The 25,729-nt window shown below is 69.8% G+C and carries 27 protein-coding genes; 9 read left to right on the top strand and 18 right to left on the bottom strand.

Going from position 1 to position 25,729, the window contains the following annotated elements; translation table 11 throughout:
* The first annotated feature begins 87 nt into the window (after positions 1 to 87).
* The 3 genes from ACIBTM_RS15770 to ACIBTM_RS15760 all read left to right on the top strand — a co-directional run bounded on the left by ACIBTM_RS15770 (position 88) and on the right by ACIBTM_RS15760 (position 2,989).
* Positions 88 to 795, top strand: a complete 708-nt coding sequence (locus ACIBTM_RS15770) for a sigma-70 family RNA polymerase sigma factor (RefSeq protein WP_395877219.1) — start codon at positions 88 to 90, stop codon at positions 793 to 795.
* 109 nt (positions 796 to 904) lie between these two features.
* Positions 905 to 1,990: a DUF5667 domain-containing protein gene (locus ACIBTM_RS15765; RefSeq protein WP_395877217.1), complete on the top strand. Its 1,086-nt coding sequence runs from the start codon at positions 905 to 907 to the stop codon at positions 1,988 to 1,990.
* 96 nt (positions 1,991 to 2,086) lie between these two features.
* Positions 2,087 to 2,989, top strand: a complete 903-nt coding sequence (locus tag ACIBTM_RS15760) for an HAD family phosphatase (RefSeq protein ID WP_016330921.1) — start codon at positions 2,087 to 2,089, stop codon at positions 2,987 to 2,989.
* A gap of 108 nt (positions 2,990 to 3,097) precedes the next feature.
* Here the strand turns inward: ACIBTM_RS15760 and ACIBTM_RS15755 are convergent, their stop codons facing one another.
* From ACIBTM_RS15755 to ACIBTM_RS15705, 11 genes are all read right to left on the bottom strand, one after another.
* Complete coding sequence (locus tag ACIBTM_RS15755; RefSeq protein WP_395877215.1) at positions 3,098 to 4,189, bottom strand: lysophospholipid acyltransferase family protein; 1,092 nt, start codon at positions 4,187 to 4,189, stop codon at positions 3,098 to 3,100.
* Positions 4,186 to 5,235: an NAD-dependent epimerase/dehydratase family protein gene (locus ACIBTM_RS15750; protein ID WP_395877213.1), complete on the bottom strand. Its 1,050-nt coding sequence runs from the start codon at positions 5,233 to 5,235 to the stop codon at positions 4,186 to 4,188. Before ACIBTM_RS15750 ends, ACIBTM_RS15755 begins: the two co-directional genes overlap by 4 nt.
* Positions 5,236 to 5,521: 286 nt before the next feature.
* A complete protein-coding gene (locus tag ACIBTM_RS15745; RefSeq protein WP_007030867.1) occupies positions 5,522 to 5,623 on the bottom strand; it encodes a 30S ribosomal protein bS22 in 102 nt (33 codons plus the stop codon).
* Positions 5,624 to 5,768: 145 nt separating this feature from the next.
* A complete protein-coding gene (locus tag ACIBTM_RS15740; RefSeq protein ID WP_005151704.1) occupies positions 5,769 to 5,993 on the bottom strand; it encodes a helix-turn-helix domain-containing protein in 225 nt (74 codons plus the stop codon).
* Positions 5,994 to 6,186: 193 nt separating this feature from the next.
* A complete protein-coding gene (proC, locus tag ACIBTM_RS15735; RefSeq protein WP_395877211.1) occupies positions 6,187 to 7,002 on the bottom strand; it encodes a pyrroline-5-carboxylate reductase in 816 nt (271 codons plus the stop codon).
* 24 nt (positions 7,003 to 7,026) lie between these two features.
* The gene (locus tag ACIBTM_RS15730; protein ID WP_395877209.1) at positions 7,027 to 7,857 is read right to left on the bottom strand and encodes a thioesterase family protein; all 831 of its coding nucleotides are present in this window, start codon (positions 7,855 to 7,857) and stop codon (positions 7,027 to 7,029) included.
* Positions 7,858 to 7,998: 141 nt separating this feature from the next.
* Complete coding sequence (locus tag ACIBTM_RS15725; RefSeq protein WP_395877207.1) at positions 7,999 to 8,796, bottom strand: sugar phosphate isomerase/epimerase family protein; 798 nt, start codon at positions 8,794 to 8,796, stop codon at positions 7,999 to 8,001.
* Between the two features lie 22 nt (positions 8,797 to 8,818).
* Positions 8,819 to 10,360 carry a hypothetical protein gene (locus ACIBTM_RS15720; protein ID WP_395877205.1) on the bottom strand — a complete coding sequence of 514 codons (1,542 nt, stop codon included), beginning with the start codon at positions 10,358 to 10,360 and terminating at the stop codon, positions 8,819 to 8,821.
* Positions 10,361 to 10,465: 105 nt separating this feature from the next.
* On the bottom strand, positions 10,466 to 11,455 hold the full coding sequence (locus tag ACIBTM_RS15715) for a hypothetical protein (protein WP_395877203.1): 990 nt from the start codon (positions 11,453 to 11,455) through the stop codon (positions 10,466 to 10,468).
* Between the two features lie 81 nt (positions 11,456 to 11,536).
* The gene (locus ACIBTM_RS15710; RefSeq protein WP_020633140.1) at positions 11,537 to 12,226 is read right to left on the bottom strand and encodes a response regulator transcription factor; all 690 of its coding nucleotides are present in this window, start codon (positions 12,224 to 12,226) and stop codon (positions 11,537 to 11,539) included.
* A complete protein-coding gene (locus ACIBTM_RS15705) occupies positions 12,223 to 13,455 on the bottom strand; it encodes a sensor histidine kinase (protein WP_395877201.1) in 1,233 nt (410 codons plus the stop codon). The genes ACIBTM_RS15710 and ACIBTM_RS15705 overlap by 4 nt, the downstream gene beginning before the upstream one ends.
* A gap of 292 nt (positions 13,456 to 13,747) precedes the next feature.
* On the opposite strand from ACIBTM_RS15705, the gene ACIBTM_RS15700 reads away from it, so the two are divergent.
* Both ACIBTM_RS15700 and ACIBTM_RS15695 read left to right on the top strand, forming a co-directional pair.
* Positions 13,748 to 14,395 carry a DNA-binding response regulator gene (locus ACIBTM_RS15700; protein WP_395877199.1) on the top strand — a complete coding sequence of 216 codons (648 nt, stop codon included), beginning with the start codon at positions 13,748 to 13,750 and terminating at the stop codon, positions 14,393 to 14,395.
* Complete coding sequence (locus ACIBTM_RS15695) at positions 14,392 to 15,309, top strand: hypothetical protein (protein ID WP_395877197.1); 918 nt, start codon at positions 14,392 to 14,394, stop codon at positions 15,307 to 15,309. The genes ACIBTM_RS15700 and ACIBTM_RS15695 overlap by 4 nt, the downstream gene beginning before the upstream one ends.
* A gap of 88 nt (positions 15,310 to 15,397) precedes the next feature.
* On the opposite strand, the gene ACIBTM_RS15690 is transcribed toward ACIBTM_RS15695, so the two are convergent.
* From ACIBTM_RS15690 to ACIBTM_RS15660, 7 genes are all read right to left on the bottom strand, one after another.
* On the bottom strand, positions 15,398 to 16,147 hold the full coding sequence (locus tag ACIBTM_RS15690) for a phosphoglyceromutase (protein WP_125678918.1): 750 nt from the start codon (positions 16,145 to 16,147) through the stop codon (positions 15,398 to 15,400).
* A 656-nt stretch (positions 16,148 to 16,803) separates the two neighbouring features.
* Positions 16,804 to 17,724 (bottom strand): DUF4349 domain-containing protein, encoded by a 921-nt coding sequence (locus ACIBTM_RS15685; protein ID WP_395877195.1) that lies wholly within the window; start codon positions 17,722 to 17,724, stop codon positions 16,804 to 16,806.
* Between the two features lie 68 nt (positions 17,725 to 17,792).
* Positions 17,793 to 18,308 carry a YbjN domain-containing protein gene (locus ACIBTM_RS15680; protein ID WP_395877193.1) on the bottom strand — a complete coding sequence of 172 codons (516 nt, stop codon included), beginning with the start codon at positions 18,306 to 18,308 and terminating at the stop codon, positions 17,793 to 17,795.
* Positions 18,305 to 19,609 (bottom strand): D-inositol-3-phosphate glycosyltransferase, encoded by a 1,305-nt coding sequence (gene mshA / locus ACIBTM_RS15675; protein ID WP_395877191.1) that lies wholly within the window; start codon positions 19,607 to 19,609, stop codon positions 18,305 to 18,307. The genes ACIBTM_RS15680 and mshA overlap by 4 nt, the downstream gene beginning before the upstream one ends.
* 21 nt (positions 19,610 to 19,630) lie before the next feature.
* Complete coding sequence (locus ACIBTM_RS15670; RefSeq protein ID WP_395877189.1) at positions 19,631 to 20,443, bottom strand: alpha/beta fold hydrolase; 813 nt, start codon at positions 20,441 to 20,443, stop codon at positions 19,631 to 19,633.
* Between the two features lie 21 nt (positions 20,444 to 20,464).
* Entirely contained in the window at positions 20,465 to 21,640 is a 1,176-nt protein-coding gene (locus ACIBTM_RS15665; RefSeq protein WP_395877187.1) for an Ig-like domain-containing protein, read from the bottom strand.
* Between the two features lie 137 nt (positions 21,641 to 21,777).
* Positions 21,778 to 22,839 carry a UDP-N-acetylmuramate dehydrogenase gene (locus tag ACIBTM_RS15660; RefSeq protein ID WP_395877185.1) on the bottom strand — a complete coding sequence of 354 codons (1,062 nt, stop codon included), beginning with the start codon at positions 22,837 to 22,839 and terminating at the stop codon, positions 21,778 to 21,780.
* Positions 22,840 to 22,865: 26 nt separating this feature from the next.
* Here ACIBTM_RS15660 and ACIBTM_RS15655 point away from each other — a divergent pair, with 26 nt between their 5' ends.
* The 4 genes from ACIBTM_RS15655 to purU all read left to right on the top strand — a co-directional run bounded on the left by ACIBTM_RS15655 (position 22,866) and on the right by purU (position 25,727).
* Positions 22,866 to 23,363: a DUF2505 domain-containing protein gene (locus ACIBTM_RS15655; protein ID WP_395877183.1), complete on the top strand. Its 498-nt coding sequence runs from the start codon at positions 22,866 to 22,868 to the stop codon at positions 23,361 to 23,363.
* Positions 23,345 to 24,142, top strand: coding sequence for a class I SAM-dependent methyltransferase (locus ACIBTM_RS15650; protein WP_395877181.1), 798 nt, complete (start codon positions 23,345 to 23,347; stop codon positions 24,140 to 24,142). The genes ACIBTM_RS15655 and ACIBTM_RS15650 overlap by 19 nt, the downstream gene beginning before the upstream one ends.
* 63 nt (positions 24,143 to 24,205) lie before the next feature.
* Positions 24,206 to 24,865: a DedA family protein gene (locus ACIBTM_RS15645; RefSeq protein ID WP_395877179.1), complete on the top strand. Its 660-nt coding sequence runs from the start codon at positions 24,206 to 24,208 to the stop codon at positions 24,863 to 24,865.
* On the top strand, positions 24,843 to 25,727 hold the full coding sequence (purU, locus tag ACIBTM_RS15640) for a formyltetrahydrofolate deformylase (RefSeq protein WP_395877177.1): 885 nt from the start codon (positions 24,843 to 24,845) through the stop codon (positions 25,725 to 25,727). Before ACIBTM_RS15645 ends, purU begins: the two co-directional genes overlap by 23 nt.
* Positions 25,728 to 25,729 lie beyond the last annotated feature (2 nt).

Below are 25,729 nucleotides of genomic sequence, written 5' to 3'. Positions count from 1 at the left end.
AGGGAGTCCGGACGTGCAGATCTTGCAGGCCCACGCGGCGGTGGGACATGCGGGCCGGTCCTCCCTGTCCGGAACGGGAGGTGGACCGTGACTCTTCCCGCGACGAACCCCGTCTCGATGCTGGCTGGCCACATCCTCCGCCGGAGCGGTTTTCCCGCGGCGCCGTCGCCTCGCCCCAAGGTCAAGGACACCACCGAGAACGACGCCGCCGCCGAAGCCGCCAAGGCCGAAGCGTGGGAGCTGGTCAGCGCCGCGCAGGGCGGCGACACCTCGGCTTTCGGACGGCTCTACGACCGCTACGTCGACGTCGTCTACCGCTACGTCCTGTTCCGCCTCGGCGACCGGGACCTCGCCGAAGACGTCACCAGCGAGACCTTCCTCCGGGCGCTGCGCCGCATCACGTCGGTGAGCTACCAGGGGCGTGACGTCGGCGCCTGGTTCGTCACCATCGCGCGCAACATCATCCTCGACCACGTGAAGTCGAGCCGGTTCCGCCTCGAAGTCGTCACCGACGAGGTCGCCGAGCCGAACGGGGCACCGATCGGGAACGTCGGCGTGCAGGCCGTCGCGGGCCCGGAGCAGCAGGCCATCAGCCGCGCCACCCGCGCCGAACTGCTGCGTTGCGTCGCCGAACTCGGCGAGGACCAGCGCGAGTGCATCGTGCTGCGGTTCATGCAGGGGCTTTCGGTCGCCGAGACCGCGGCGATCATGAAGCGCAACGAGGGCGCCATCAAGGCCCTTCAGCACCGCGCGGTACGCCGTTTGGCACAACTTCTGCCCACCGGATTGCGTTAAAGTCCCATATTTGTCCCTCACCGGGCCTTGCCGTAACCCTTGGGCGTCCCCGCTCGTTTTCTCAGCCAGACCGGTGTCAGGACCGGGCTGAGCAGATGGAGACTTCGCCGTGGGCGTGCCGGGATGGTTCGCGCGGGAGCGGGCGGACGGTGACCGCTTCGCCGACCTTGTCGACGGCACCGAATCCCCGGACGGCGACGAGTTCGCGCACGAACTCGCGCTCGTCGGCGGCTTGCGCGAACTCGGCGCCGGTGGCGCCCCCGACGCGGAGACCCGGCAACGGATCCGCGACGAGATCGCCGGGCGCCTCGCCGAAGCCGAAGCCGCGCCGAAGCGACGTGGTCACGCCGTCGCCAATCTCGCCGCGGCCGCCGTCGCGCTCGTGCTGGCACTCGGCGGGATCACCCTGCTGCTGTCCAAGGACGCGTTGCCGGGCGATCCGCTCTACGGCATCAAACGAGCGGGTGAATCGGCCTCGCTCGGGCTCACCTTCGACCAGCAGGACAAGGCGAAGAAGCATCTGGAGTTCGCCGCGAACCGCGTCGGCGAACTGGACGAGCTGACCCGGCAGGGCGCGCCCACCGACGCGTATTTCACCGGGCTCACCGATTTCGAGACCGATCTCCGCGCCGGCGTCTCGCAGCTGACGGCGCTCGTCACCGATCAGGGTGGCCAGGCCCGGCTGGTCGAACTCCGCTCGTGGGCGCGTCAGCAGTCCGACCGGCTCGGCCTCCAGATCGACCGCGCGCCCGCCGAAGCACGCGACAAGTTCGACTCGGCCCGTGTCCTGCTCGAGAGGGTCCAGGCACGCACGACGGATCTCGGCTCGCGTCTGGTCTGCTACACGATCACCACCGGCTCTTCCGACGAACTGGGCGCGGTCCCGGCCGCCGGCGACTGCGTCCGCAACCCCGGCTCCCCCGACGCCGTCCTGCCGCCGGCGACGTCCGCCCCGCCTTCGTCGGCGCCGACCGGCACGCCGACGCCGACCTCGGTGCCGCCGTCGTCCGCCGTGGACACCGCCGCCCCGACCGGGCCGACCGCGCCGCCGACGGGAGGAACGCCGCCGCCCGTGGTGCCCGCCCCCGGCCCCACGAACCTGCCGCCCGTGCCGACGACGACCACCACACCGAAGCCGCCGCTGATTTCGATTCCGCCGCTCATCCCGGGGTTACCGCCGATAACCATCGGCTGACTCGGTGTCACGTGAGGCAGGCGCCACACCCGGGACAGCGTGGTCGGCCGCTCGCTACGCTGTGCACAGTCACCTGGGATTCCGGAGGCGGTGTGCGTGTCAGTTTGGCGGGGCAGGGATAAGAGTCAAGAGCTCGAACGGCTGGCCGAGCTCGCGGGCGAGGCGTCGGCCGAGGCCGCCATGGCGACCGCGTCCGCCGAAGCCCTCGAACCGCCCGCGCCGCCCGCGCCGCCGGACCTGACGGCGGCCGCGTTCTTCGACGTCGACAACACCATGATGATGGGCGCGTCGATCTTCTACTTCGCCCGCGGGCTGGCCGCGCGCAAGTTCTTCACGTCCGCCGATCTGGCCGGATTCGTCTGGCAGCAGGTGAAATTCCGGCTCGGCGGCCGGGAGAACAAAGAGGACATCAAGACCCACCGCGAGCGCGCACTGTCCTTTGTGGCCGGTCGAACCGTGCAGGAACTGACCGACATCAGCGAAGAGATCTACGACGAGCTGATGGCGGACAAGATCTGGTCCGGCACCAGGGCGCTCGCGCAGATGCACCTCGACGCCGGGCAGCGCGTCTGGCTGGTCACCGCGACCCCGATCGAACTCGCGGCCATCATCTCGCGGCGCCTCGGCCTCACCGGCGCGCTGGGCACCGTCGCGGAGACCAAGGACGGCGTCTACACCGGCCGTCTCGTCGGCGACCTGCTGCACGGCCGTGCGAAAGCCCACGCCGTGCGGGCGCTGGCGTCACGCGAAGGGCTGAATCTCAAGCGCTGCACGGCGTATTCGGACTCGCAGAACGACGTCCCGATGCTGTCGGTCGTCGGGACCGCCGTCGCGGTGAACCCCGACGGCGGCCTTCGCGACGTCGCGCGGGCACGCGGCTGGGAGATCCGTGACTTCCGGACCGGACGCAAGGCCGCGAAGATCGGCGTGCCTTCGGTGCTCGGCGTCGGCGCCGTGGCCGGTGCCGTCGCGGCGGGCATGGCGTACCGGAAGCGCTGACCCGTCACTCGCGTGCTTGAAGCCGTCATTCGCGTGATTGGGGCCGCAACTCGTGAGTTACGGCCCCAATCACGCGAGTTACGGGTCTGATCACGCGAGTGACGCGTTCTAGCCCTTGAAGACGCTCTTCCGCTGCGACAGGCGTTTGTACAGCGACTGCTGGATCGACTCCCGCACCTGGTCGGTCAGCGTGAACACCAGCATCGGGTCGTCCACGGCGTCCGCGTCGTAGGTGTCCGTGGGGATGGGCTCGCCGAACTCGATGCTCCACTTCGTCGGCAGCGGGATCGCGCCGAGCGGGCCGAGCAGCGGGAAGAGCGGCGTCACCGGGAAGTACGGCAGGCCGAGCACCCGCGCGAGCAGCTTGATGTCCCCGACCTTCGGGTAGATCTCCTCCGCGCCGATGACGGACACGGGGATGATCGGCGCCCCGGTCCGCAGCGCGGCGGAGACGAAACCACCGCGGCCGAACCGCTGCAGCTTGTACCGCGACGAGAACGGCTTTCCGATCCCCTTGAACCCTTCCGGCCAGACGCCGACGAGTTCTCCCTTGCGCAGCAGGCGTTCCGCGTCGGCGTTGCAGGCGAGCGTCTGCCCGGACTTGCGGGCGAACGAGCCGATCAGCGGCAGCTGGAACACCAGATCCGCGCCGAGGCCGCGCAGATGCCTTCCGCCGGGGACGTGGTCGTGCACGGCGACGGCGGTCATCAGCGCGTCGAGCGGCACCGTGCCGGAGTGGTTCGACACCAGCAGCGCGCCGCCATCGGACGGCAGGTTCTCGACGCCGAACGTGTCGACCCGGAACCACTTCTCGTACAGCGCGCGCAGCGGCGGCAACAGCAAGGTCTCGGTGAGCTCGGCGTCGAAGCCGAATTCGTCGACGGTGTAGTCACCGGTCAGCCGGTCACGCACGAACTCCAAGGCCGTCCTGAGCGAAGCCGGCAGGAGGTCCGCGTCGGCAGGCCGGGTCCGGGCGGGCGTGACCCGCGCCGCCCCGGGGAACTCGACGACGGGCGCGTCGGCCCGGCGTTCGGAGTCCAGATGTTCTTGCGCTTCTTCCGACTCGCGAAGATCCCGTTCCGCCTGGGCGGCCGGGTCCGGCTTCTCTCTGCCGGGGCCGTGCAACGGGATGACCTGCGCTTCAGCGCCGCTCACGTCTTCCGCCTCGCCTTCATGAGAGTTCTCGTGTGGCCTGCTCATCGGTGCGCCGCCTGTCCGGTCGCCGCGGCCACCAGCACCTTGCCCGCGAACCCGGCGAGCTTGCCGCCGTCCACCACGGGCCGGAGCCCGCGGCCGGTGATGTAGTCGTCGAACGCTTCCCGCGTCGTCCAGCGCGGGGTGTAGCCGAAGTCCTTCTTGAGCTTCGCGATGTCCACGACGCGGCCGAAGTTCAGCAGCCGGACCTGGTCGGCGGAGAAGTCGACCACTCGCGCTCCGCGCAGCACCTTGCCGACCGACGGCACGACGCCGCTGGGCATCGGCAGTTCGACCCGTCCGGCTCGCCGGATCGCCTGAGAAAGGGTGAGTACCCCCTCCGAGCCGACGTTGAACACGCCGGGCTTGTCGTTCAATGTCGCCTGTTCGAAGACGGCCAGCGCGTCCGAAGCGTGGAGAAGCTGGATCCGTGCGTCGTAGCCGAAGACGGTCGGGACGACCGGTAGCGCGAAGTAGCGCGAGAGCACGGTGTCGATCTCCGGGCTGATGATGTTGGCGAACCGGAGGAGTGTCGTCGTGATGTCGGGACGGCGGCGCATGAGCCCGCGGACGTACCCCTCCATCTCGACGGCGTCCTTCGCGTAACCGCTGGCCGAGGTGGGGATGAGCTCCGAATCCTCGGTGAAGACGGCCTGCGAGCGCGCGCCGGCGCCGTAGACGGCGGCCGTCGACTTCACCACGAGCTTGCGCACGAGCGGCGAGCGCTGGCAGGCCGCCAGCAGCCGCATCGTGCCGATGACGTTGACCTCTTTGATCGCCGTCCGGCGGGCCGGGCCGGCCGGATGGGCGGTGCACGAGGCGTGCACCACGGTGTCGACCTTGGCCGTGCTGATCACCTTGGCGATCAGCGGGTTGCGGATGTCGGCACGGACGTACTCAGCGTGCCCCATCCGCTGCAGCACCGACTTCTGCGGGGGCGTGGTGTCCACGCCGATCACCCGCTCGAACCCCGGATTGTTGCCGAGTCTGGCGAGTAGCTTCCCGCCAAGGTCTCCCCCGACCCCGGTCACGAGCACGATGTTCGACGGCATAGGACTCCCTGCGGCTTTGGGCGGTTCTCGGACTTTCGATCACGGGGTCCTGATGACCTTGAGCGCTGGTCCATCGACCGTGTGTGCGCGAACCTGCACTCATTGGAAGCATCGCGCGGCTGCCCTTGAGATGTTACCGCTCATTAGGGGTAGTCGAGTCGTCGCTTACATGCTATTAACCCGCCGCTCGCAGAGGGGATGCACGTCTCACTCGAACGGGCGGAAACCACCCACTGAATGGGAATGGCCCGTCCAGAACCTGGACGGGCCACTCACCGGCTGTGTCTTACTTGCCGGCCTTCCTACGCTGAACGCGCGTCCGGCGCAGCAACTTGCGGTGCTTCTTCTTCGACATGCGCTTACGGCGCTTCTTGATCACAGAGCCCATCGTGAGCGCTCCTTCCTTCGTCGTCGGTCACGCTGCCCGGCGCAGCGTCCAACGGGTGGAGCGCACAGGCACGAGCGGTCTTCCAGGGTACTCGCGCCCCGGAAGACGCCCTCGGGCGGGCACGTCGTACTCCGCGGACCGAGCCTCAGCCCACGTCGAAGTACGCGCCCTGCAGATACTCGTGTACGGCCTTTTCAGGCACTCTGAACGACTTCCCGACGCGCACGGCGGGCAACTCGCCCGAGTGAACGAGGCGATAGACGGTCATCTTGGAGACCCGCATCAGCGTGGCCACCTCGGCGACCGTCAGGAACTGGACCTGGCCCACTGTGTTGACCTTGGCCAGATCATCCTTCTTGTTCGGCGGCATGATTCACCGTGTCCTTCGACACGTGTCGCGCCACGAGGCTTCCCCACCTGTGGTATCGACACGCACGTGCTCTCCTGAGAGTAGCGGGACACGTGTGGCTAAAGCGACGCGAGTCACCGGGATGGGCCTGTCCGACTACGCATTTCGTCCTCTGGATGCGGTGGTTCGCCGTCGAACCACCGCATCCAGAGGACTAAGTGCGGGGTTCGTGGGCGCGGCCCAGCTCGGTCGAGCGGTCCTTCGCGGCCTCGATGGCGGCCAGCAGCGCCGCGCGGACGCCGTGCTTCTCCAGCTCGCGGATGGCGTTGATGGTCGTCCCCGCGGGCGAGGTGACGGCTTCGCGCAGCAGCACCGGGTGCTCGTCGGACTCGGCGAGCATCTTCGCCGCCCCGACCGCCGACTGGATGATCAGCTGCCCGGCGAGCGCCCGCGGCAGGCCGAGCAGGATCCCGGCGTCGATCATGGCCTCGACCAGGTAGAAGAAGTACGCCGGGCCGGAGCCGGACAGCGCCGTGACGGCGTCCTGCTGCGACTCGGGCACCTCGACGACCTGCCCGACGTGCGACAGCAGATCCTTCACCACCGCGATGTGCTCGGCGGTCGCGTGCGCGCCCGCGGAGACCGCGCTCATCGCCTCTCCGACGAGCATCGGGGTGTTCGGCATGACCCGCACCACCGGGACGCCGTCGGCCAGCCTGCGCTCGTACAGGGCGGTCGGCAGGCCCGCGCACAGCGAGACCACCAAGGACTCCTTGCCGAGCAGCGGCGCGAGCTCGTCGAGTACCGGCTCGATGTCCTGCGGTTTGACCGCGACGACCAGCACGTCGGCCCGGCGAGCGGCGTCGGCGACGCTGACCCCGTGCACGCCGTAGCGCTCGGTCAGCTCGTCCGCGCGCGCCGGATACCGCTCGGTGAACAGCAGGTCGCCGGGGCTGTGCCCGCCGTGCAGCAGGCCCGAGAGCAGGGCCTCCCCGATCTTCCCGGCACCCAGAACCGCGATCACACTCATGCTCTTCAGCGTGCCAAACCGCCGTCAGGCTCCAGGCGCCGGGGCAAGTGCCAGCTGCCGCGTCTGGCAGACCAGCCTGCCCTGCGAATCGACCACGAGGGCGTCCGAGTCGAACCAGGCCTCGTGCACCGACTGGCTCTGGACGACCACCCGCAGCCAGCCCGGCGCCGGCCGGGTGCGCAGCAGCGCGGTCAGCTGCACGGTGGGCGCCCAGCCGACCCGGCCGAGGTTGTAGACCACCGGCGGGTTCACGTCGCTCGCGAGCAGGGCGAAGTACGGGTCCGCGAGCCCGTGCCGCGGCCGGACCCACAGCCGCATCCTCGGCGGGTCGCCGATCCGGCCGTGCAGATAGCCGACACTCGCCGGGTCGAGCCGGACCTCGCAGCCCTTCGCGAGGTTGAAGAGACCTTCGGAGGTCTCACCGGACACGGGCACCGCGCCGGGCGGCGGCTCCGCGGCCATGGCCGGGACGTCGGTCCACTCCGGCCGCCGCATCGGCAACCGGCCGGTGGTCACCCTGGCCTCGACGCAGCTGCGGCCCCGCTGCTCCAGCAGGACCCCGACGACCGAGGCGCGCCTTCCGACCTTCCGGACGTCCATGCGCAGCAGCACCGGCCCCACCGCGGGCGGATGCAGGAACTCCGCGCTGATCGCGAGCGGCTCGGACGGCGGCTCGCCGCGTTCGTGAAGGAACGAGAGGGCGGCCCGTGCCATCAGGCCCATCAGGAAGCCGCCGTGCGGGTGTCCGCCGATCGACCATTCGGTACGCAGTACCGCCGTGAACGTGCCGTCACCCAGTGATCTCGTCGCGCATGCCTCGTCGAAGGAGGTGCTCGTTTCGTCGGTCGCGCTCACCGAGCACTGACCCAGGCCACGAGCCGATCCATCGGGGTGCGGGAGATCAACAAGCGCAGCTGGTTCACGGTCGGAACTTTACGTGTACCAGCGCCTCGAGCGCAGGGAGGAATGAATCTCCGCACCTGGAGACGATCTTTGTCACTGACCGAGGTGAAGCCTCGCGAACAAGAGCGACTCCGCGAGGTCCCGCGACCGCTGCGCCGCGCTCGGCGACCGGCGGGTGTTGATCTCCAGCACGACCTGCCCGGAGAAATCGCTGCTCACGAGCTTTTCCAGCAGTTCGGCGCAGGGTTCGATACCGCGTCCGGGCACCAGGTGCTCGTCCTTCGGGAGTCCCGTGCCGTCCGCCAGATGGACGTGCGCGAGCCCGGGACCCATCCGGTCGGCGAGCGCGAGGGCGTCCATCCCGGCTGCCGCTGTATGGGACAGGTCGAGCGTGTAGTGGCGAAACCCTACGTCCGTAGGGTCGATCGAGGGCCGGAACGCCGACACCCGCGAGGTCCGCGAGCCACCGGGCGGGCGGACCTTGAACATGTTCTCGACCGCGATCTCGATGCCGCTGGCTTCCTCGAGTTCGTCGACGAGGTCGCCGAACCCGTCGCCGTAGCGGCGCTGCCACCGGAACGGCGGGTGCACCACGACCGTGCGCGCGCCCAGCTCCTGCGCGGCTTCCACCGACATCCGCAGGCGCACCACGGGATCGGGCGACCACACGCGCTGGGTGATGAGCAACGAAGGCGAGTGGATCGACAGCACGGGCACCCCGGTGCGCCGCGACCAGCGGCGCAACGCGGAGACGTCCTGGCTGACCGGGTCGGCCCAGACCATCACCTCGACACCGTCGTAACCGAGGTCGGCGGCCAGCTCGAACGCCACTCCCGCCCGCAACGGCCAGACGGACGCCGTCGAGAGACCCACCGGAACCTGCTGAACCATTCCGGCATCCTTCCCGAGGCCGCTAACGGGCGACCAGCAGGAGTGCGGCCGGTGAGACCGTCACCACGAGTCCGACCAGCACCGCGAGCACCAGCGTCTGCAGGTCCTCCGCCTTGCGGATCTTCCGGACGATCCACACCAGCGCGACGATCACCAGCAACGCGGCGACCAGCGCGGCGGCGGGGATGTTCACCCACAGCCAGTTGAAGCCGAGCCAGACCCCGGCGCCGCCGACGACACCGAGGGCGAGCTGACCGGCCAGCGCCAGCCACTGCTTCCCGGGCGAGGCCTTCGCGGCGGGCGCCGCGGGCTCGTCGTCCTCGACGACCTCCTCGGCCTGATCGTCGTCGTAGTCGTCCTCGTAGTCGTCGGCGCGGTAGCCGTAGTCGTCGCGCCCGAAGTCCGGGCCGCCGTCCGGGTACGCCGGGTCGGCGAACTCGCGCTCGTACTCGTCGAGGTTGTCCTGCCGCTCTCGGTCGTCGAGGGAATGCGGCGGCACGAAGGGCATCGGCGCCGGGTGCCCCATGGTCGGGGGGCCCGCGTCGAACGGGTCCGGTTCGGGTTCGGGGTCCGGCTCGACGGGCGCGACCGGGGGCGGCACCGGCGGGATCCCGCCGATCTCGGTGTCCTCGGACTGCACCTTCTGCCTGCGCTTGCGCCATCCGGCGAGCCCCGCGGGCGGTGCCGCGGGCTCGGCGGGCGCCTCGGGCTCGGGCGGGGTCTCGTCGCCGACCGCGGCGAACTGCTCGGTGCTCGGCTCGGCCTTCGGCTGAGGCGGCCGGGCGGCCGGGCGGCGGCGCCGCGCCGGCTGGGCGGGCGGCGTCGCGAACGCGCCGCTGGCCATCGGGCCGGGCTGGTCCTGGGCGTCTTCCGCCGGGGCGTCGAGACCGCCGTCGAGTCTCGCGGAGAGACCCGAAGACGGGGGCCCGGCGGGCGGCTCGGGGCGACGGCGGACCGGCGGCACCGCGCCGCGGGTCTCCTCCGGGCCCGGCGGCCGCGGACGGCCGCGCGGGGGCAGCCCCTCGGAGTCCGGCGGACGCTGCTGGTAGCCGGACTGCTCCTGCGGCGGGGTCGGCCGCACGAACTGACCCGACTGCTGGGGCGGGCGCTGCTGGTAACCGCTTTGCTCCTGCGGCGGCGTCGGCCGCACGAACTGACCCGACTGCTGGGGCGGACGCTGCTGATAGCCGCTCTGTTCCTGCGGCGGGCGCACCGGCGGCGTCTGCCGCGTCGGGGTCGACGCGACGTTCGGCGGCACCGGCAGCGGCGCGGAATCCTGCTGCGGCTGCGGGAGCGGACGCGCGCCGGAGTCTTGGGGACGCGCGCGGCGCGGAGGACGGTTGGCAGGCGGCGGCGTGTCGCCGGCCACCCTGTCGATGATCGCCTGCGGCGCGGTGTCGCTCACCGACGGCGCGCGCCGTCCGCGAGTGGGCTCGGGAGCCTCGTCCTCGTCGTCGGCCGCGCGGCGTCGCCTGCGGCGCCCGCCTTCGGGCTGGGCTCCATGCTGCGCGAGCAGCTCCGCCACGGTCTTCTGTGGCTGGCCGCTCTCTGTCTCGTCCGTCATACCGTGCTGTCCAATGCGCGCTCCAGCCGTTGCGAACCGGCACGCGACGGGGCATCGGCGGCGTCGCGCGCGCTATCCACCGTCATCCGCATTTCCGTCACCTCTTCACCGTGCCCGTTCTCCGTCGACTAAGTCCAGTCGGGCGCTGCCGCCCACAGTCTCGTCCGCACCGTTCGAATGGTCCAGCCGTCGAAGGATGACACCTTCTCGCAGCGCCCACGGACAGATCTCCAGTTCTTCCAGGGAAAGCGCTCGCATGGTGGCTTGTGCGACGAGCGCGCCGGCCACCAGCTGATGCGCCCTGCTCGCGCTGACCCCCTCTAGATGGGCCAGGTCTTGGGCGGTCATCCGGGAGATGAACGCGATGAGCTGGCGCAACGCGGTGTCGGTCAGGGTACGGCGCACATGCGGCCCGCTGGCCGACGGCGCCGCTCCGGTCAGCCGGGCGAGTGACCGGAACGTCTTCGAAGTCGCCACGACACGATCGGGTTCACCCAATTTGGCGACCTTCTTCGCGAGCGGGGCGAGTTGTTCTTCGAGCCACACCGAAGTCGCGATGAGCTCCGAACGGGTCGGCGGGTCGTGCTGGAACCGCGTCCTGGTGGTCCGGCCCGCGCCCAGGGGCAACGATTCGGCCAGGTCCGGTTCCTCGTCGCGGCCCATCGCGATTTCGAGCGAGCCGCCGCCGATGTCGAGCACGAGCAGTTTGCCCGCCGACCAGCCGAACCAGCGGCGGACGGCGAGGAAGGTGAGCCTGGACTCGTCGATCCCGGAAAGCACCTTCAGTTCGACGCCGGTCTGCTCCTGGACCTTCGCCAGCACCTTCGGGGCGTTCTTGGCTTCGCGGACCGCGGAGGTGGCGAACGCCATGACCTCTTCGCAGCCGAGCCGGGCCGCGGCCGCCTTCGCCGATTCGACCGCGCGTACGAGGCTGTCCGCGCCCGCGCGGCTCAGATCGCCGTTGCGGGTGATCTGCTCGGCGAGGCGGAGGACGGCCTTCTCGGAATGCATCGGGGTCGGGTGGGCGCCACGGTGGGCGTCGACCACGAGCAGGTGGACGGTGTTGGAACCGACGTCGAGTACCCCTAGGCGCACGAGCGTCTACGGTACCCGCCCCCGCATCAGGTCACGAAACCGTAACCGTGATCTGTATCGCAGGAGGCGGGTACCGGCCGGTCACGTCTCGAACTTGTAGCCCAGGCCGCGGACGGTGACCAGGTGCCGGGGCGAACCCGGGTCCGGCTCGATCTTCGAGCGCAGGCGCTTCACGTGGACGTCGAGCGTCTTGGTGTCGCCGACGTAGTCCGCGCCCCACACCCGGTCGATCAGCTGACCGCGGGTGAGCACCCGGCCCACGTTGCGCAGCAGGTATTCGAGCAGGTCGAACTCCTTGAGCGGCAAGGAGACCTCCTGGCCGTCGACGGTCACCACATGCCGCTCGACGTCCATCCGCACCGGCCCGGCGGTCAGCACGAGCGGGGCCAGGTCGCCTTCGGCGCCCGGCTCGCCGCCGCGGCGCAGCACCGCCCGCACCCGCGCGATGAGCTCACGGGCCGAGTACGGCTTGGTGACGTAGTCGTCGGCGCCGAGTTCCAGCCCGACGACCTTGTCGATCTCGCTGTCGCGCGCGGTCACCATGATCACCGGTACCGCGGAACGCTGCCTGAGCTGCTTGCAGACGTCGGTGCCGCTCATACCGGGGAGCATGAGGTCGAGCAGGACGATGTCGGCGCCGTTGCGGTCGAACTCCTCGAGCGCCTGCTGCCCCGTCACGGCGACGGCGGCGGTGAAGCCCTCTTTGCGGAGCAAGAACGCGAGCGGGTCGGCGAACGACTCTTCGTCCTCGACGATGAGAACCCTCGTCACAGGTTTCCTCCATGGTCGGGGCTTTCTTGCCCTGTTGCCACGAGACGGGGTGTCCGCTCGGGGGTCTTCTCCGGCCGGGACACCGGCGGAGCCTGTTTCACGGGCGCGGCCGGTTCGGCGGGGATGTGCGCGGGGATCCGCAGGGTGAAGGTCGACCCGGTGCCGGGACGGCTCCACAGGCCGACCGAACCGCCGTGGTTGGCGGCCACGTGCTTGACGATCGCCAGCCCCAGCCCGGTGCCGCCGGTCGCCCGCGACCGCGCCTTGTCCGCGCGGTAGAACCGCTCGAAGACGCGCTGCTGCTCGTCCTCGGCGATGCCGATGCCGCGGTCGGTCACCGCGATCTCCACCTTGCCGTCGACCAGCCGCCTGCTGATCGACACCGGGCTGCCCGCCGGCGAGTACGCGACGGCGTTCTCCAGCAGGTTCGACAGCGCGGTGACCATCAGCGTCCGGTCGCCCTCGATGAGGAGCCCGCTGGCCGCGTCGGTGGTGATGGTGATCTCGGCGGATTCCGCCGAAAGCGTCGTCCGGCCGAGCGCCTCGCGGACGACCGCGTCGACCTCGACGACGTTCAGGTCGGGCAACCGCTCGGCGCCCTGCAGCCGCGACAGCGCGATCAGCTCGGTGACCAGCTGGCCGAGCCGCGTCGATTCGCGGAGGATCTTGCCGCCGAAGCGGCGGACCTCCTCGGTGTCCTCCGCGGCGTCGAGCACGGCCTCGGTGAGCAGCGCGATCGCGCCGACCGGCGTCTTCAGCTCGTGGCTCACGTTCGCGACGAAGTCACGCCGGACGGCTTCGAGCCGGATCGCTTCGGAGTGGTCGACGGCCTCGACCACGGTGAACCCGTCGCCGAGCGGCCGGACCTCGCCGAGGACGGCCTCGGGCTGTCGGCCCCTCGCCTCCAGCGGGGAAAGGTCGATCTCCATCGGCTCGTCGGTCTCGACCACCTGCTCGGCCGCCTTGCGGGCCCGCGGATCGGCCTGGTTGACCTTCACCAGTCCGAGTTCGTAGGCACGCGGGTTGTGCAGGACCATGTCGCCGAACTTGTTGAGGACGACGACGCCGTTGTTGCTGGACCGCACGAGGCGTTCCAGCAGCTCGGCCACGGTGGGACCGGTCGGTCGCCGTTCTTCGCGGCGGGCGCGGCCCCTCGCGATCAGGGAACCGAAAACCACACCGACGATCAGTCCGCCGACGGCCAGGGCGAGTGCAACAGGCGTGGTCACAGGGGAATCGTAAGCGCGTGGGTAGTCTTTTGGCCTAGTCCCGGCCGCGTACTCGTGATGCCTATGACACCTGGGGACACCCTGTTCGCCTGCAGGTCAGCCCCCGTTCACGTGGCCGATCCCTGGCCGAGATCTCCTGGGTGAGGCGGGTCACCCGGAACGGGGACATCGTCGCCGGATGATGCCCGGATCCCGACTTTCGTCGTGATTATCGGGGCGGAGTCCTTCCCACTCACAGGCGAATAGCGACGTTCCCGTCACGGCCCCCGGGGAATGTTGGAAGACTGTCGCCGTGGAACTCGTCAGTGACATCTCCCTGATTCGCGGAGAAGAAGAGCTGTTCGACCGGACGGCTCATCTGTTCGTCGCGGCGACCGACATCGCGTGCGCGGCCGACGACCTCTACACCTGGGCGCTTTCGCGGCCGTCGCTCACGCGGCAGGGTGAACGGCTGGTGCGCGACAAGCGGATCCGCAAGCTGTACCGCCCCGGTGTCCTGCTGAACGAGCAGACCGCGCAGCACCTGCATCATCTGTCCGGTCTCGGCGCGCAGATCAGGATCGGCACCGAGGAGATCAACGAGACGATCCTGCTCGACGAGCGGGTCGCGATCATGGCGGGCGACGAGGGCAAGGCGGTGCGCTCCTACAGCGTCATCTCGCGCCCCGAGCTGGTGCAGGGCATCCTGTCGCTGTTCGAAACCGCCTGGCTCGCGTCCACCACCCTGGAGACGTTCGACGCGCGGTTCGCCGACATCCGGATGGAGGCACCGCAGATCCTCGAGTTCCTGACCACCGGCTGCAAGGACGAGAAGGCCGCGAAGAGCCTCGGCATGGGCGTGCGCACCTATCAGCGGCGCGTCTCCGAGCTGCTGGTCGCGCTCGGCGTGACGTCGCGTCTGCAGGTCGACGCGCGGGCGCGGGAACTCGGCCTGCTGTGAAGCGCTGGGCGGGGCTGGCCGTGCTGCTCGCGCTCGCGGGCTGCACCACCACGATCTCCGGCGCCGCCCGGCCCGAACCGGAAAGCCCGCCCGCGAACCTCGCGCTGGTCGATCCGGCGAAGACGGCGTCCGTGCTCACGGCGGTGAAGACGGCCACCGAAGCGGTGTTCTCCTACGACAGCACGGCCGTGCCCGCCTACGAGAAGGCGCTCGCCGACAACTTGACGCCGAGCGCGCGGGACGAGCTGGCGAAGCTGTTCGCGGAGGTCCGGAAATCGGCCGAGCCGATCAAGCTCGTGACCAAGGTGATCGTCTCGGCGGCGGTCGAGCAGACGCCGGACAAGGCGCGGGTGCTGAGCGTGCTCGACCAGAGCAGCACCCGGGCCGGCGCCACCAGCAAGGGCATCGCGTCGGTGCTGTTCGCGACCGTGCGCGAGGGCGACCGCTGGCGGATCGGCGAGGTCAAGGTGAACCCGTCGGACCCCGCGCCCGCGGCGGAGAAGCCGGGCGCGGGCGACCGCGTGTTCGCGAGGGTGCGGGATTCCGCGCGGGACGGTGGCGTGCGCGCCGCGGAAGCCCTGCTGAACGTGAATCCGGCCGATCCCGAAGGCACCTACGCCCGCTACGAATCCATGTCGACCGGGCAGCTGTCGGCCCAGTTCCAGCAGGACAAGGCAGCGCGGCTGAACCAGATCCGGACCGGGGGCACGAAGGCGTCGATGGCGCCGAACCCGGTCGCCGCGGTCATGGAGGTCGTGGACGACAAAGCGAGCGTGCTGCTCTACGCGACGTCGGATGTCACGGACGCGGCAGGGCAGGCGTCGAAGCGGTACCTGCCGATCGTCCTGCGCCTCCAGCGGCTGCCCGACGGGTGGAAGGCGGCCGGCATCGAGTCGGTCCAGCCCCTGCCCTGACGGCCCTGCCCCGGATGTCATGAAAGGGTCGTTCAGGACGAAAAACGTCCTGAACGACCCTTTCATGACACTTTGGTACCGGAGCGCACTACCTGCCCTGGTTGGCGACGGCGGCCGCGGCCTCCTTGGCGGCCTCCGGGTCCAGGTAGGTCCCGCCGGCGGTGACCGGCTTGAGGTCTTCGGTGAGGTCGTAGCGCAGCGGGATGCCGGTCGGGATGTTGAGCCCGGCGATCGCGTCGTCGGAGATGCCGTCGAGGTGCTTCACCAGCGCCCGCAGCGAGTTCCCGTGCGCGGCGACCAGCACGGTCTTGCCCGCGCGCAGATCCGGGACGATCTCGGACTCCCAGTACGGCAGCAGCCGCGCGACGACGTCCTTGAGGCATTCGGTCAGCGGGGCGGCGTCGCCGAGGTCGGCGTAGCGCGCGTCGCCCACCTGGCTGAACTCGTCGGCCGGGTCGATCGGGGGCGGCGGGGTGTCGTAGGAGCGGCGCCAGAGCATGAACTGCTCCTCGCCGAACTCGTCCAGGGTCTGCTTCTTGTTCTTGCCCTGCAGCGCGCCGTAGTGGCGCTCGTTGAGGCGCCAGTCGCGCTTCACCGGGATCCAGTGCCGGTCGGCGGCGTCGAGCGCCAGGTTGGCGGTCGAGATCGCCCGGCGCATCAGCGACGTGTGCACGACGTCCGGCAGCAGGCCGGACTCCGCGAGCAGCTGCCCGCCCTTGCGCGCCTCCTGCTCGCCCTGCTCGGACAGCGGCACGTCCACCCAGCCGGTGAACAGGTTTTCGGCGTTCCACGTGCTCTGCCCGTGACGCAGCAGCACCAGAGTCCCAAGCTCAGCCATGGGTTCAGCCTGCCAGAGGGAGCGGAAGCGCCGGTCAGAGGGCCGCGCTTGACGTTATTTCTACGGAGAGTGCGTTACCCGCGAGTAACACCTTCACCCGTCCAGAAGACGGGTCGCCAACAAGTCCCGATCCCCGGAAATCAGGCTGCACTCCGTTATCCCGGTTTTCGAAGTTCACTCGAACGGAGTAACCGGTAGTCTTGTGATTACAGGTGGAGATCTGACAGGTTGACTAAGTCCCGCGCGGCCGGATTCCACGCACTCCCCGGCTCGACGTGGGTGACGACCGCGACTCGTCTCCCCCCTGCCGAGTCGCGGCGCCCGCCGGCCCCGTTGGCATCCCCCTCGTCACCGGGTCCACCTTGGCGGGAACTTCAGCGGGGCGGCTCGAGATCGCGACTCCCCCCTCCCTCGAGCCGTCCCGCCTGTTCATCTCCGGGAGCCTCGTGAGTGGCAGGTATCCACTGCCGGGGCGGCGGTTTCGTGTGATTGAGCGGACGACACGCGTGTCGGAATGGACGACACACGTGATTGAGCGGACGACTCGTGGCGGCACCCCAGCCGGGGTCGTGTCGTCCATCCAGTCACGTGTGTCGTCCGCCGGATCACGCGTGTCGTCCATCCAGCCCCGAACGGTCACCGGGGGCTTGGTCGGCTCAGTCCAGCGGGGGCGCGGACGGCAGATCCGAAGCGGCCGCCATCGCGGGTTCGGCCGGACGGCGCCGTTTGCGCAGCCACCACACCAGCGCGGCCACGGGAACGCCGAAGATCAGCACGAACGGCGCCATCGCGCCGAGCACGGTCAGCAGGCCCCCGCCGAAGGTCAGGAACGCGTCCCAGCCGTCGGCCAGCCCGCCGAGGAACCCGCTGCGGGACTCCTCCGCCGCCGCGACCGTCTCCGCCCGCACCTGCAACGAAATCGTCGACATGGCGACACTGCCCGCCAGGCTTTCGCGCCGCTTCTGGAGCGACTCGAGTTCGGCCTCCCGGCTCGTCAGCTCGCTCTCCACCGAGGCGATCTCCGAAACCGACGTCGCCCTCGCGAGCAGCGCGCGGATGCGCTCGACACTCGCCCGCTGGGTGGCCAGCCGTGATTCGACGTCGACCATCTGCTCGGTCACGTCCGTCGCGGTGACCTCGCGTTTCTGCTGCTTCCCGAGCTTCCCGAGCTGGTCCAGCACGCTGTCGAGGCGCTCGGAGGGCACGATGACGTTGACCGACGCCCGCTTCTCCTGGGTGCTCTCCTGCCCGGTGTAGCCGGCGGCGCCCTGGGTGATGACGCGCACCTGCGAGATCACGTCGGCGACGTTCGGGGCGGTGAGCTCCAGGCTCGCCGTGCGCACCAGCTTGCGGTCGGTGATCCCCGGCTGTCCCGCGGGCGCCGGGGCCTTGTCCGAACCCGCCTTGCCGGCGCTGTCCGTGGCTTCCTTCTGCGGCGCGCCCTGATTCGGCGCCGCTTGTTTGGTGTCGGCCGACATCGGCATCGCGGCCGACTCGCCGCCGGAATCGTTCGCGGAGCAGCCCGCCAGCGCCAGCACGATGCCGGCGGCGGCGACCCATCTCAATCCCTTGTGCATCAAAACCGTCTCCCTCCAGTGCTGCGGAAAGAGACGGAACGGACGACGGTGCCGTTGCACCGTCCGGGTCACGAGTCGGTCAAGGCCCCGGGTTCGTGCCCGTTCGAAGGCTCGACGAGATGTTTGAACGCCTGAAGGTTCGCCAGCGACTCGCCGCGCGAGACGCGCCAGTCCCATTCGCGTTTGATCGATTCGGCGAACCCGAGTTCCAGCAACGTGTTGAAGTCGCCGTCGGCGGCCTCCAGCACCTGCCCGAGGATCTTGTCCAATTCGGCTTCGGTGACCGTGTCCAGGCCGAACCGGCCGACCAGGTAGATATCGCCGATCGCGTCCACCGTGTAGTGCACGCCGTACAGTTTCGCGTTGCGGCGCAACAGAAAGCGGTAAACGTCCTCATGGGACTCATCGGGACGGCGGCAGACGAAGGCTTCGACGGCGAAAGCGTGGTCACCGGCGACGAGCCAGCAGTTGGTCTGCAGCTTCTTGGTGCCGGGCAACGTGACGAAGTACTTTCCCTCGCCACGCCTTTCGTATTCCAGGCCCGCATTGTCCAAAGAGGACCGCAGGGTCTCGTCGAGCGTCAAACCGCCACCTCCGCGCGCTGTTCGAGGGCACGCCGGAACGCGCCGGTCGCCTGAGCGTACGTGTCCAGCAGGCGGTCCGTCGTCCGGCGCCAGGAGAAGCGCCGCGCGTGGACGACGGCGTTGGCCGAAAGCTCGGCCCGCCGATCGGGCCGCAGCGCGACGTTCGCCAGCGCACCGGCCCACTCCTTCGGGTCGTGCGAAGGCACGAGCAACCCGGAGACACCGTGCGGAACGGCGACCGGCAACCCGCCGACCTCGGCCGCGATCACCGGTGTCCCGCAGGCCTGCGCTTCGAGCGCGACCAGCCCGAACGACTCGTTGTAACTCGGCACGGCGACGATGTCGGCCGCCCGATAGACGTTGACCAGCGACTGGCCGGGCTGCGGCGGCATGAACCGGGTCTGCGCCTCGATCCCGAGGGAGCCGGCCAGTTCGCGCAGGGCCTGCGGCTGCTCCAGCCCGGTCCCGGACGGGCCGCCGACGATCAGCACCACCAGCCGCGACGCCAGCTCCGGCCGCTCGCGCAGCATTTCGGCCGCGGCCAGCAGGAGGACGTCCGGCGCCTTCAACGGCTGGATCCGGCCCGCGAAGGCCAGCACGATCGCGTCCCGCGGCAGCCCCAGCGCCCGGCGCGCGGCGGCCTGGGAGCCGGGCGTGAAGCGGTCGAGGTCGACGCCGGGCGGGATGGCGTGCACGGCGTGCGGGTCGGCTTCGTACAGCTCGATCAGCTCGCGGGCTTCGACGCGGGTGTTCGCGACCAGGCAGTCCGCCTCCTCGACGACCTGCTCCTCGCCGATCACGCGGGTGCGCGGTTCGGGGGTGTCGCCCTCGGCCAGCGCGGCGTTCTTGACCTTCGCCAGGGTGTGCGCGGTGTGCACCAGCGGCACCCCCCAGCGGTCGCGGGCGAGCCAGCCCGCCTGGCCGGAGAGCCAGTAGTGCGAATGGATGAGGTCGTAGTAGCCCGGCTCGTGGAACGCCTCGGCCCGCAGCACCCCGGCGGTGAAGGCGCACAGCTGCGCGGGCAGCTCGTCGCGTCCCAGCGGCTCGAACGGGCCGGCCGGGATGTGCCGGACGAGCACGCCGGGCGCCAGTTCGGCGATCGGGGGCTGATCCGAGGACGTGGCCCGCGTGAACACCTCGACCTCGACGCCCCGGCGGGCCATCTCGGTGGCCGTCTGGCTCACGTAGACGTTCATACCGCCGGCGTCGCCGGTACCCGGCTGCTCCAGCGGAGAAGTGTGCAAGGACAGCACCGCGACGCGCCTGGGCGCGGCGTCGAACCCGTGCAGAGGGATCGTCACCTGGTCAACACTCCCGAAGTCCTACTGATCGGCGAACCCGCGCAGCAGTTCACCGAACTCGTCCGCCGCTTCGGCGAACGGCAGATGCCCCACCTCAGGTAGCCAACGCACGACGGCCCCCTGAATCTTCCCCGCCGCGTATTCCGCCGCCGTCGGATCGATCACAGTGTCCGCGAGACCATGGACGATAAGTGCCGGTTTGTCCAGATTTCGAAGGACGTCCTCGCTCCCGACGTCACGCCGGAACAGCGCGGAGCGCACCGCGGGCGGCGTCGAAAGGCAGGCGCCGAGCAGCGATTGGGTGAGCGTGCCGGACACCGGCGCGGTGGTCATCCGCGCGCTGAACTGCACCAACGCGGGAATCGCGACCTCCGGGTCGTCCGAAAGCACCGCCGGAATGGCGTCGCGCATCGCGGGGCCGACCTTGCCGCCGGGGCGGTTCTTGCCGATTTCTGTGATAGCGCCCACAAGAACGACGCCACCGAGCCTCGACGAGCCGTGCACGCGGAGGTAGTCGGTGATGACCAGACCTCCGTAGGACCAGCCGACGACGATCGCGTCTTCGCCGGCGAAGTCGAGAACGGAGGCGAGATCCTCCGCCCACACCCGCGGATCGTCGTAGCCGGCGGAGGGCACTTCGGAATCCCCGTGACCGCGCAGATCCATCGCGACTAGGCGGAACCGCTCACTGAGCGCGGGATCCGCCAGCTGCGGCGCCCAGGCCCGGCCCGACTGGGCCCAGCCGTGCACGAACACGATCGGACGGGTGTTCTCCGCGCCCTCGACCCACAAGCCGATGCGGGTCCCGCCGTAGCCGACTACCTCGGTCTTCATATGTCCTTGATATCCGACGGGCTACTTGATCGCCGAAAGGGCCTTCCAGGACTTCCAGTCGTAGAACCAGTTCTTGACGTCCGATTTGGTCGGGCTGCCCAGTTTGGAACCGGTGATCTCGACCGGGTCGCCGATCATCGCCGAGTCGAAGTACTTCTTGGCGTCCGCTTCGAGCAGGTTCACGCAGCCGTGCGAGGTGTTGGCCTTGCCGATGTTCGCCGCGTTGTCCTGGTTCTCGTGGATGTACTCGCCGTTGTTCGAAATCCGGCAGGACCACTTCTTGTTGACGTTGGTGTAGCCGTAGCGCGCGTTGTCGAACCGCGCCATCGGCTCCTTCGTCATCACGATGAACGTGCCGTTGGGGGTGTTGCGCTGGACGTCGGAGTCCAGGCCGTTCGAACACGGGTAGCTCGCCGATTCCGCCCCGCCCCGGTAGACCTTCATCACGTGGTCCGGGGTGTTGATCTTGACCACCTGGTTGCGGCCGATCTTGAACTCGGTGGTCACGTCGGCCTTGCCGTACGCTCCGCCGCCGAGCGCGACGCCGTAGAGCTTCGCCTCGACGTTGACCTTGATGTTCGCGGGCCAGTACTCCTTGGGCCGCCAGTCGACCTGCGTATCCGACAGCCAGCCCCAGGAGCCCTCGACGTCCTTGTCGGTCTTCACCTTGAGCGCCTTCTCGGCGGCCGCCTTGTCCTTGACCGGGGACGCGAACTTCACGCTGATCGGCATCGCGACGCCGACCTCGGCGTCGTCGGTCGGGTTCAGCGTGGCGCGAACCTCCTTGGCGGGCCTGACCGTGCTGAACGAGCCCTTGAACTCGGCAGGTTTGTTGTCGCTGCCGGTGGCCTTCGCGGCGTACGTGTACGTCTTGCCGTAGCCGAGGACTTCGGTGCTGGTCCAGGTGAGCCCGTCGGGGGAAAGCTCGCCCTTGACGTCCTTGCCGCTGTCCCCGGTGACCTTGACCTCGGTGAGCTTGCCGTCGGCGACCTTCACCACGACCGGCGTCACCACGGACGCGTCCTTGGCGTCGGCGGCGGGTTCGGCGGTGATCTTCGCGACCGGGGCGGCGCCCTGTTCTCCGCCGCCGCTGCCTTCCGGCTTGGCGTTGCCGCCTTCCTCGCTGGAGCAGGCCGCGGCCAGCATGGCCGCCCCCGCGGCGAGCGCGGCCTTGAACACCGTGCGCCGTTCGATCACCGTGTACCTCCCATGAAGATCCCCGCGAGCTTCTACCCGCTCAGCGCCGGGAACCTCTCCGACGTTACCCGCGGCGACGGAACTCACCCTCGCCCCTCAGAGGGATAGACGCACGGGGGTGGCCTGGGGTTGTTCGCTCAAAGCGCGCAGTTGATGAGCAGGGGTTCCGGGTGCAGCGAAACGCCGAAGCGAGCCTCGACGCCGTCGCGCACTTCGCGCGCCAGAGCGAGGAGGTCCTCGGTCGAGGCCTTGCCCCGGTTGGTGAGCGCGAGCGTGTGCTTCGTCGACAGCGAGACCCGGCCGCCGGGCCCTTCGTGGCCCTTCGCGAACCCTGCCCGCTCGATCAGCCAGGCCGCGGACAGCTTCGTGCCGCCGGGCGCCGGGTACTGCGGCACGCGCAAGTCCTCGCCTGTGACGGCTAGTGCGTCGGCGATGCCGGCCAGCACCTTCGCCAGCCGCGCCTCCCCGATGATCGGGTTGGTGAAGAAGGAGCCCGCGCTCCAGGTGTCGTGGTCGTCGGCGTCCAGGACCATGCCCTTGCCGCGACGCAGCCCGAGAACCGCTTCGCGCGCTTCGGCCGCCGGGACGCGGTCACCGATCTCGACGCCGAGCGTGCGGGCGAGTTCGGCGTAGCGGATCGGGGCGGAGAGGCCGTCTTCGCTGACCTTGAAACGCACTGTGAGCACGACGCCCGCGTCGGTCCCCTTCAGGATCGACGTGCGATAGCCGAAGCCGAGCTCTTCGGCGGTCAGCGTGCGGATTTCGCGGGTGGCGCGGTCGTAGAGATCGACCGAGACCAGGGATTCGGCCACCTCACAGCCGTACGCGCCGACGTTCTGGATCGGCGTCGCGCCGACCGAACCGGGGATCCCGGAGAGGCATTCGAGCCCGCCGATGCCCTCGGCGACCAGGCCCTCGACGAAACCGTCCCAGTTCTCACCCGCCGCGACCTCGACGAGATCTCCGTCACGTGTCCAGCCGGTGTTGCCGACCTTCAGCACCGTGCCCTCGAAACCGTCGTCGGCGACGACGAGGTTCGAACCACCGCCGAGCAGCAGGACCGGCTCGCCCGCTTCGTCGGCCTCGCGGACCGCGTCGACCAGGGCCTGCACGGTCTTCGCCTCGGCATAACGCCGCGCCGGACCGCCGAGGCGCAACGTGGTGTGGTCGGCGAGGGTGGGAGTTTCGGCAGTGCTCACGCCCGTGAACGGTACTGTCTGGCGCCATGGCCTCCCGTATCGAGCACCGCTCAGCGTTCTCCGCAGACCTCGCGACCACGTTCGACGCGGTCGCCGGCGAGGCGGCGCTGCGGGCGAGGCTGGAGCAGATCGGCGGCGACGACGCGGAACTGCTGGAGTACGCCCCGGCCGAGGACGGAGTGCGCTACAAGCTGCGTCAGGGCATCAGCTCGGACAAGCTCCCGTCGGCCGTGCGGACGCTGCACCGGGGCGATCTGATCGTCGAGCGCGAGCAGAGCTGGAAGGCGGCGGGCGACGGCTACACCGGCACCGCGACGGCGGCGGTCTCGGGCGTGCCGGGCGAGATCACCGCGAAGACGTCGCTGACCGGCGAAGGCGAGCGGACGACGCTGGTCAACAGCGGCCAGGTCAAGGTGCGGATCCCGTTCGTCGGCGGAAAGCTGGAGGGCGTGATCGCCGAACAGGTCACCAAGCTGCTGGAGCGCGAGGCGGAATTCGTCGCGAAATGGCTGGCCGAGCGCTGAAACCGGTCGGGGCACCGACCCGGGGCACGACCAACCCGAACCGGCTCCGCCGGGTGGACCGGTGGCTCGCGAGCGATCCGGGAGTGACGCGGCTGCTGCGCCGCGCGGACGAACCGCTCGTGGTGGACCTCGGCTACGGCGCCTCACCGGTGACCACGGTCGAGATGGCGCGATGGCTGCGCACGGTCCGCCGCGACGTCCGGGTCCTTGGCCTGGAGCTGGACGCCGAACGGGTCGCCGTCGCGCAAGCCGCCGTCGACCGGCCGTGGCTGGACTTCCGGCGCGGCGGCTTCGAACTGGCCGGGACGCGGCCGGTGCTGGTACGCGCGTTCAACGTCCTGCGGCAGTACGACGAAGCCGAGGTCCCCGGTGCCTGGTCGCTCATGCTGGACGCGATGACACCGGGCGGGCTCCTCGTCGAAGGCACCTGCGACGAAATCGGGCGGCTGAGCACCTGGGTCGCCGTCGGGCACGACGGACCGCGCACCCTGACCTTGTCCGTCCATCTCGCCAGCCTGGAACGTCCGTCCACAGTGGCCGAACGGTTACCCAAGATCCTGATTCACCGCAACGTTCCCGGCGAACGGGTCCACGATCTACTGTCCACTTTGGATATCTGCTGGGCGACGGCGGCGCCGCACCAGAACTTCGGCGTCCGCGCCCGCTGGGCGCACGCCGTCCATCTGCTCACCGCCCGGGGCTGGCCGGTGCTGAACCGCCCGTCACGATGGCGGTTGGGTGAACTCACGGTGCCATGGTCGTCAGTAGCCCCGGAGTAGGAATTCACCGGTCGAACCCCGCTCCGTCACCCCAAAGCGACCTGCGGTGATCACCATGGAACCGTGGAACTGCTGGAGTACGTCACCGGGCTGCTGGAGGGCACGCTGGGCTCGCCCTGGCTGTGGGTGATCGTGTTCCTCGTGTCCGGGTTGGACGCGCTCCTGCCGTTCATGCCGAGCGAGACCACCGTCATCACCGTCGCCGTCCTGATCGGCACCGATTTCCCCCGCCTGGCGCTGCTCGCGCTGATCGCCGCGCTCGGGGCCTGGCTGGGCGACTGTCTCGGCTACACCGTCGGCGCCGCCGCGGGCCCGCGGGCGCTCGCCCGCCTGCAGCGCGGTCCGGACGGGGTCCGGCGCTACGAATGGGCGAAGATCCAGGTGCGGCGCAACGCCGTCCTGCTGATCCTCGCCGCCCGTTATCTGCCCGGCGGCCGCGTCGCGAGCGGGCTCGCCAACGGCAGCCTCGGCTACCCGCCACGCAAGTTCGTCCCGCTCGACGCCCTCGGCGCGGGTATCTGGGCGGTGTACAGCGTCCTGATCGGGCTCGTCGGCGGAGCGGCCTTCGCGGACGAACCGGAGAAGGGCCTCCTGCTGTCCTTCGCACTCGGCCTGCTGCTGGTCACGGCGATCGAGATCGGGCGGCGTGTCCGCGTCCGCATACTGACCCGGCGCCGCGCGGCGGCCGAGACCAGCGACAATGGTGTGCGTGTCGAACCCTGAACGTCGCTATGTGATCTCCTTCGGCTGCCCGGACCGCACCGGCATCATCGCCCGCATCTCGGGTTTCCTCGCCGAGCACGGCGGTTGGATCGTCGAAGCGGCGTATCACACCGACCCGGACACCGGCTGGTTCTTCACCCGCCAGGTCGTGCGCGCCGATTCGCTCCCGTTCGACGCCACCGAGCTGCGCACGCGCTTCGCCGAGGTCGCGAAGTCGCTTTCGGCCGAGTCGAGCTGGCAGGTCACCGACACCGGTGAGCGCCGTCGCGCGGTGATCCTCGTCTCCAAGGCCGGGCACTGCCTCTACGACCTGCTCGGCCGGGTCGCGTCCGGGGAACTGGACGTCGACGTCGCCGCCGTCATCGGCAACCACGCGTCGCTGGGCGACATCACCCGCGCCCACGGCATCCCGTTCCACCACGTCCCGTTCCCCGCCGGCGACCCCGCCGCCAAGGCGCCGGCGTTCGCCGAAGTACGGAAACTCGTCGACGAGCACGACCCGCACGCCGTCGTCCTGGCCAGGTTCATGCAGGTCCTGCCGCCGGAGCTGTGCGAGGCGTGGGCCGGGCGGGCGCTCAACATCCACCACAGCTTCCTGCCGTCGTTCGTCGGCGCGCGGCCGTACCACCAGGCTCACGCGCGCGGGGTGAAGCTCATCGGCGCGACCTGCCACTACGTCACCGCCGACCTCGACGCGGGCCCGATCGTCGACCAGGACGTCATCCGCGTCGACCACGGCGACTCGGTCGAGGACATGGTCCGCAAGGGCCGCGACATCGAGAAGGTGACGCTGGCGCGCGGGCTCCGGTGGCACCTCGAAGGCCGCGTGCTGGTGCACGGGAACCGGACTGTCGTGTTCTAGTG

This window comes from Amycolatopsis sp. NPDC049868 (assembly GCF_044461365.1).
GTDB lineage: Bacteria > Actinomycetota > Actinomycetes > Mycobacteriales > Pseudonocardiaceae > Amycolatopsis.
This window is presented reverse-complemented; position numbering and strand designations above follow the sequence as displayed.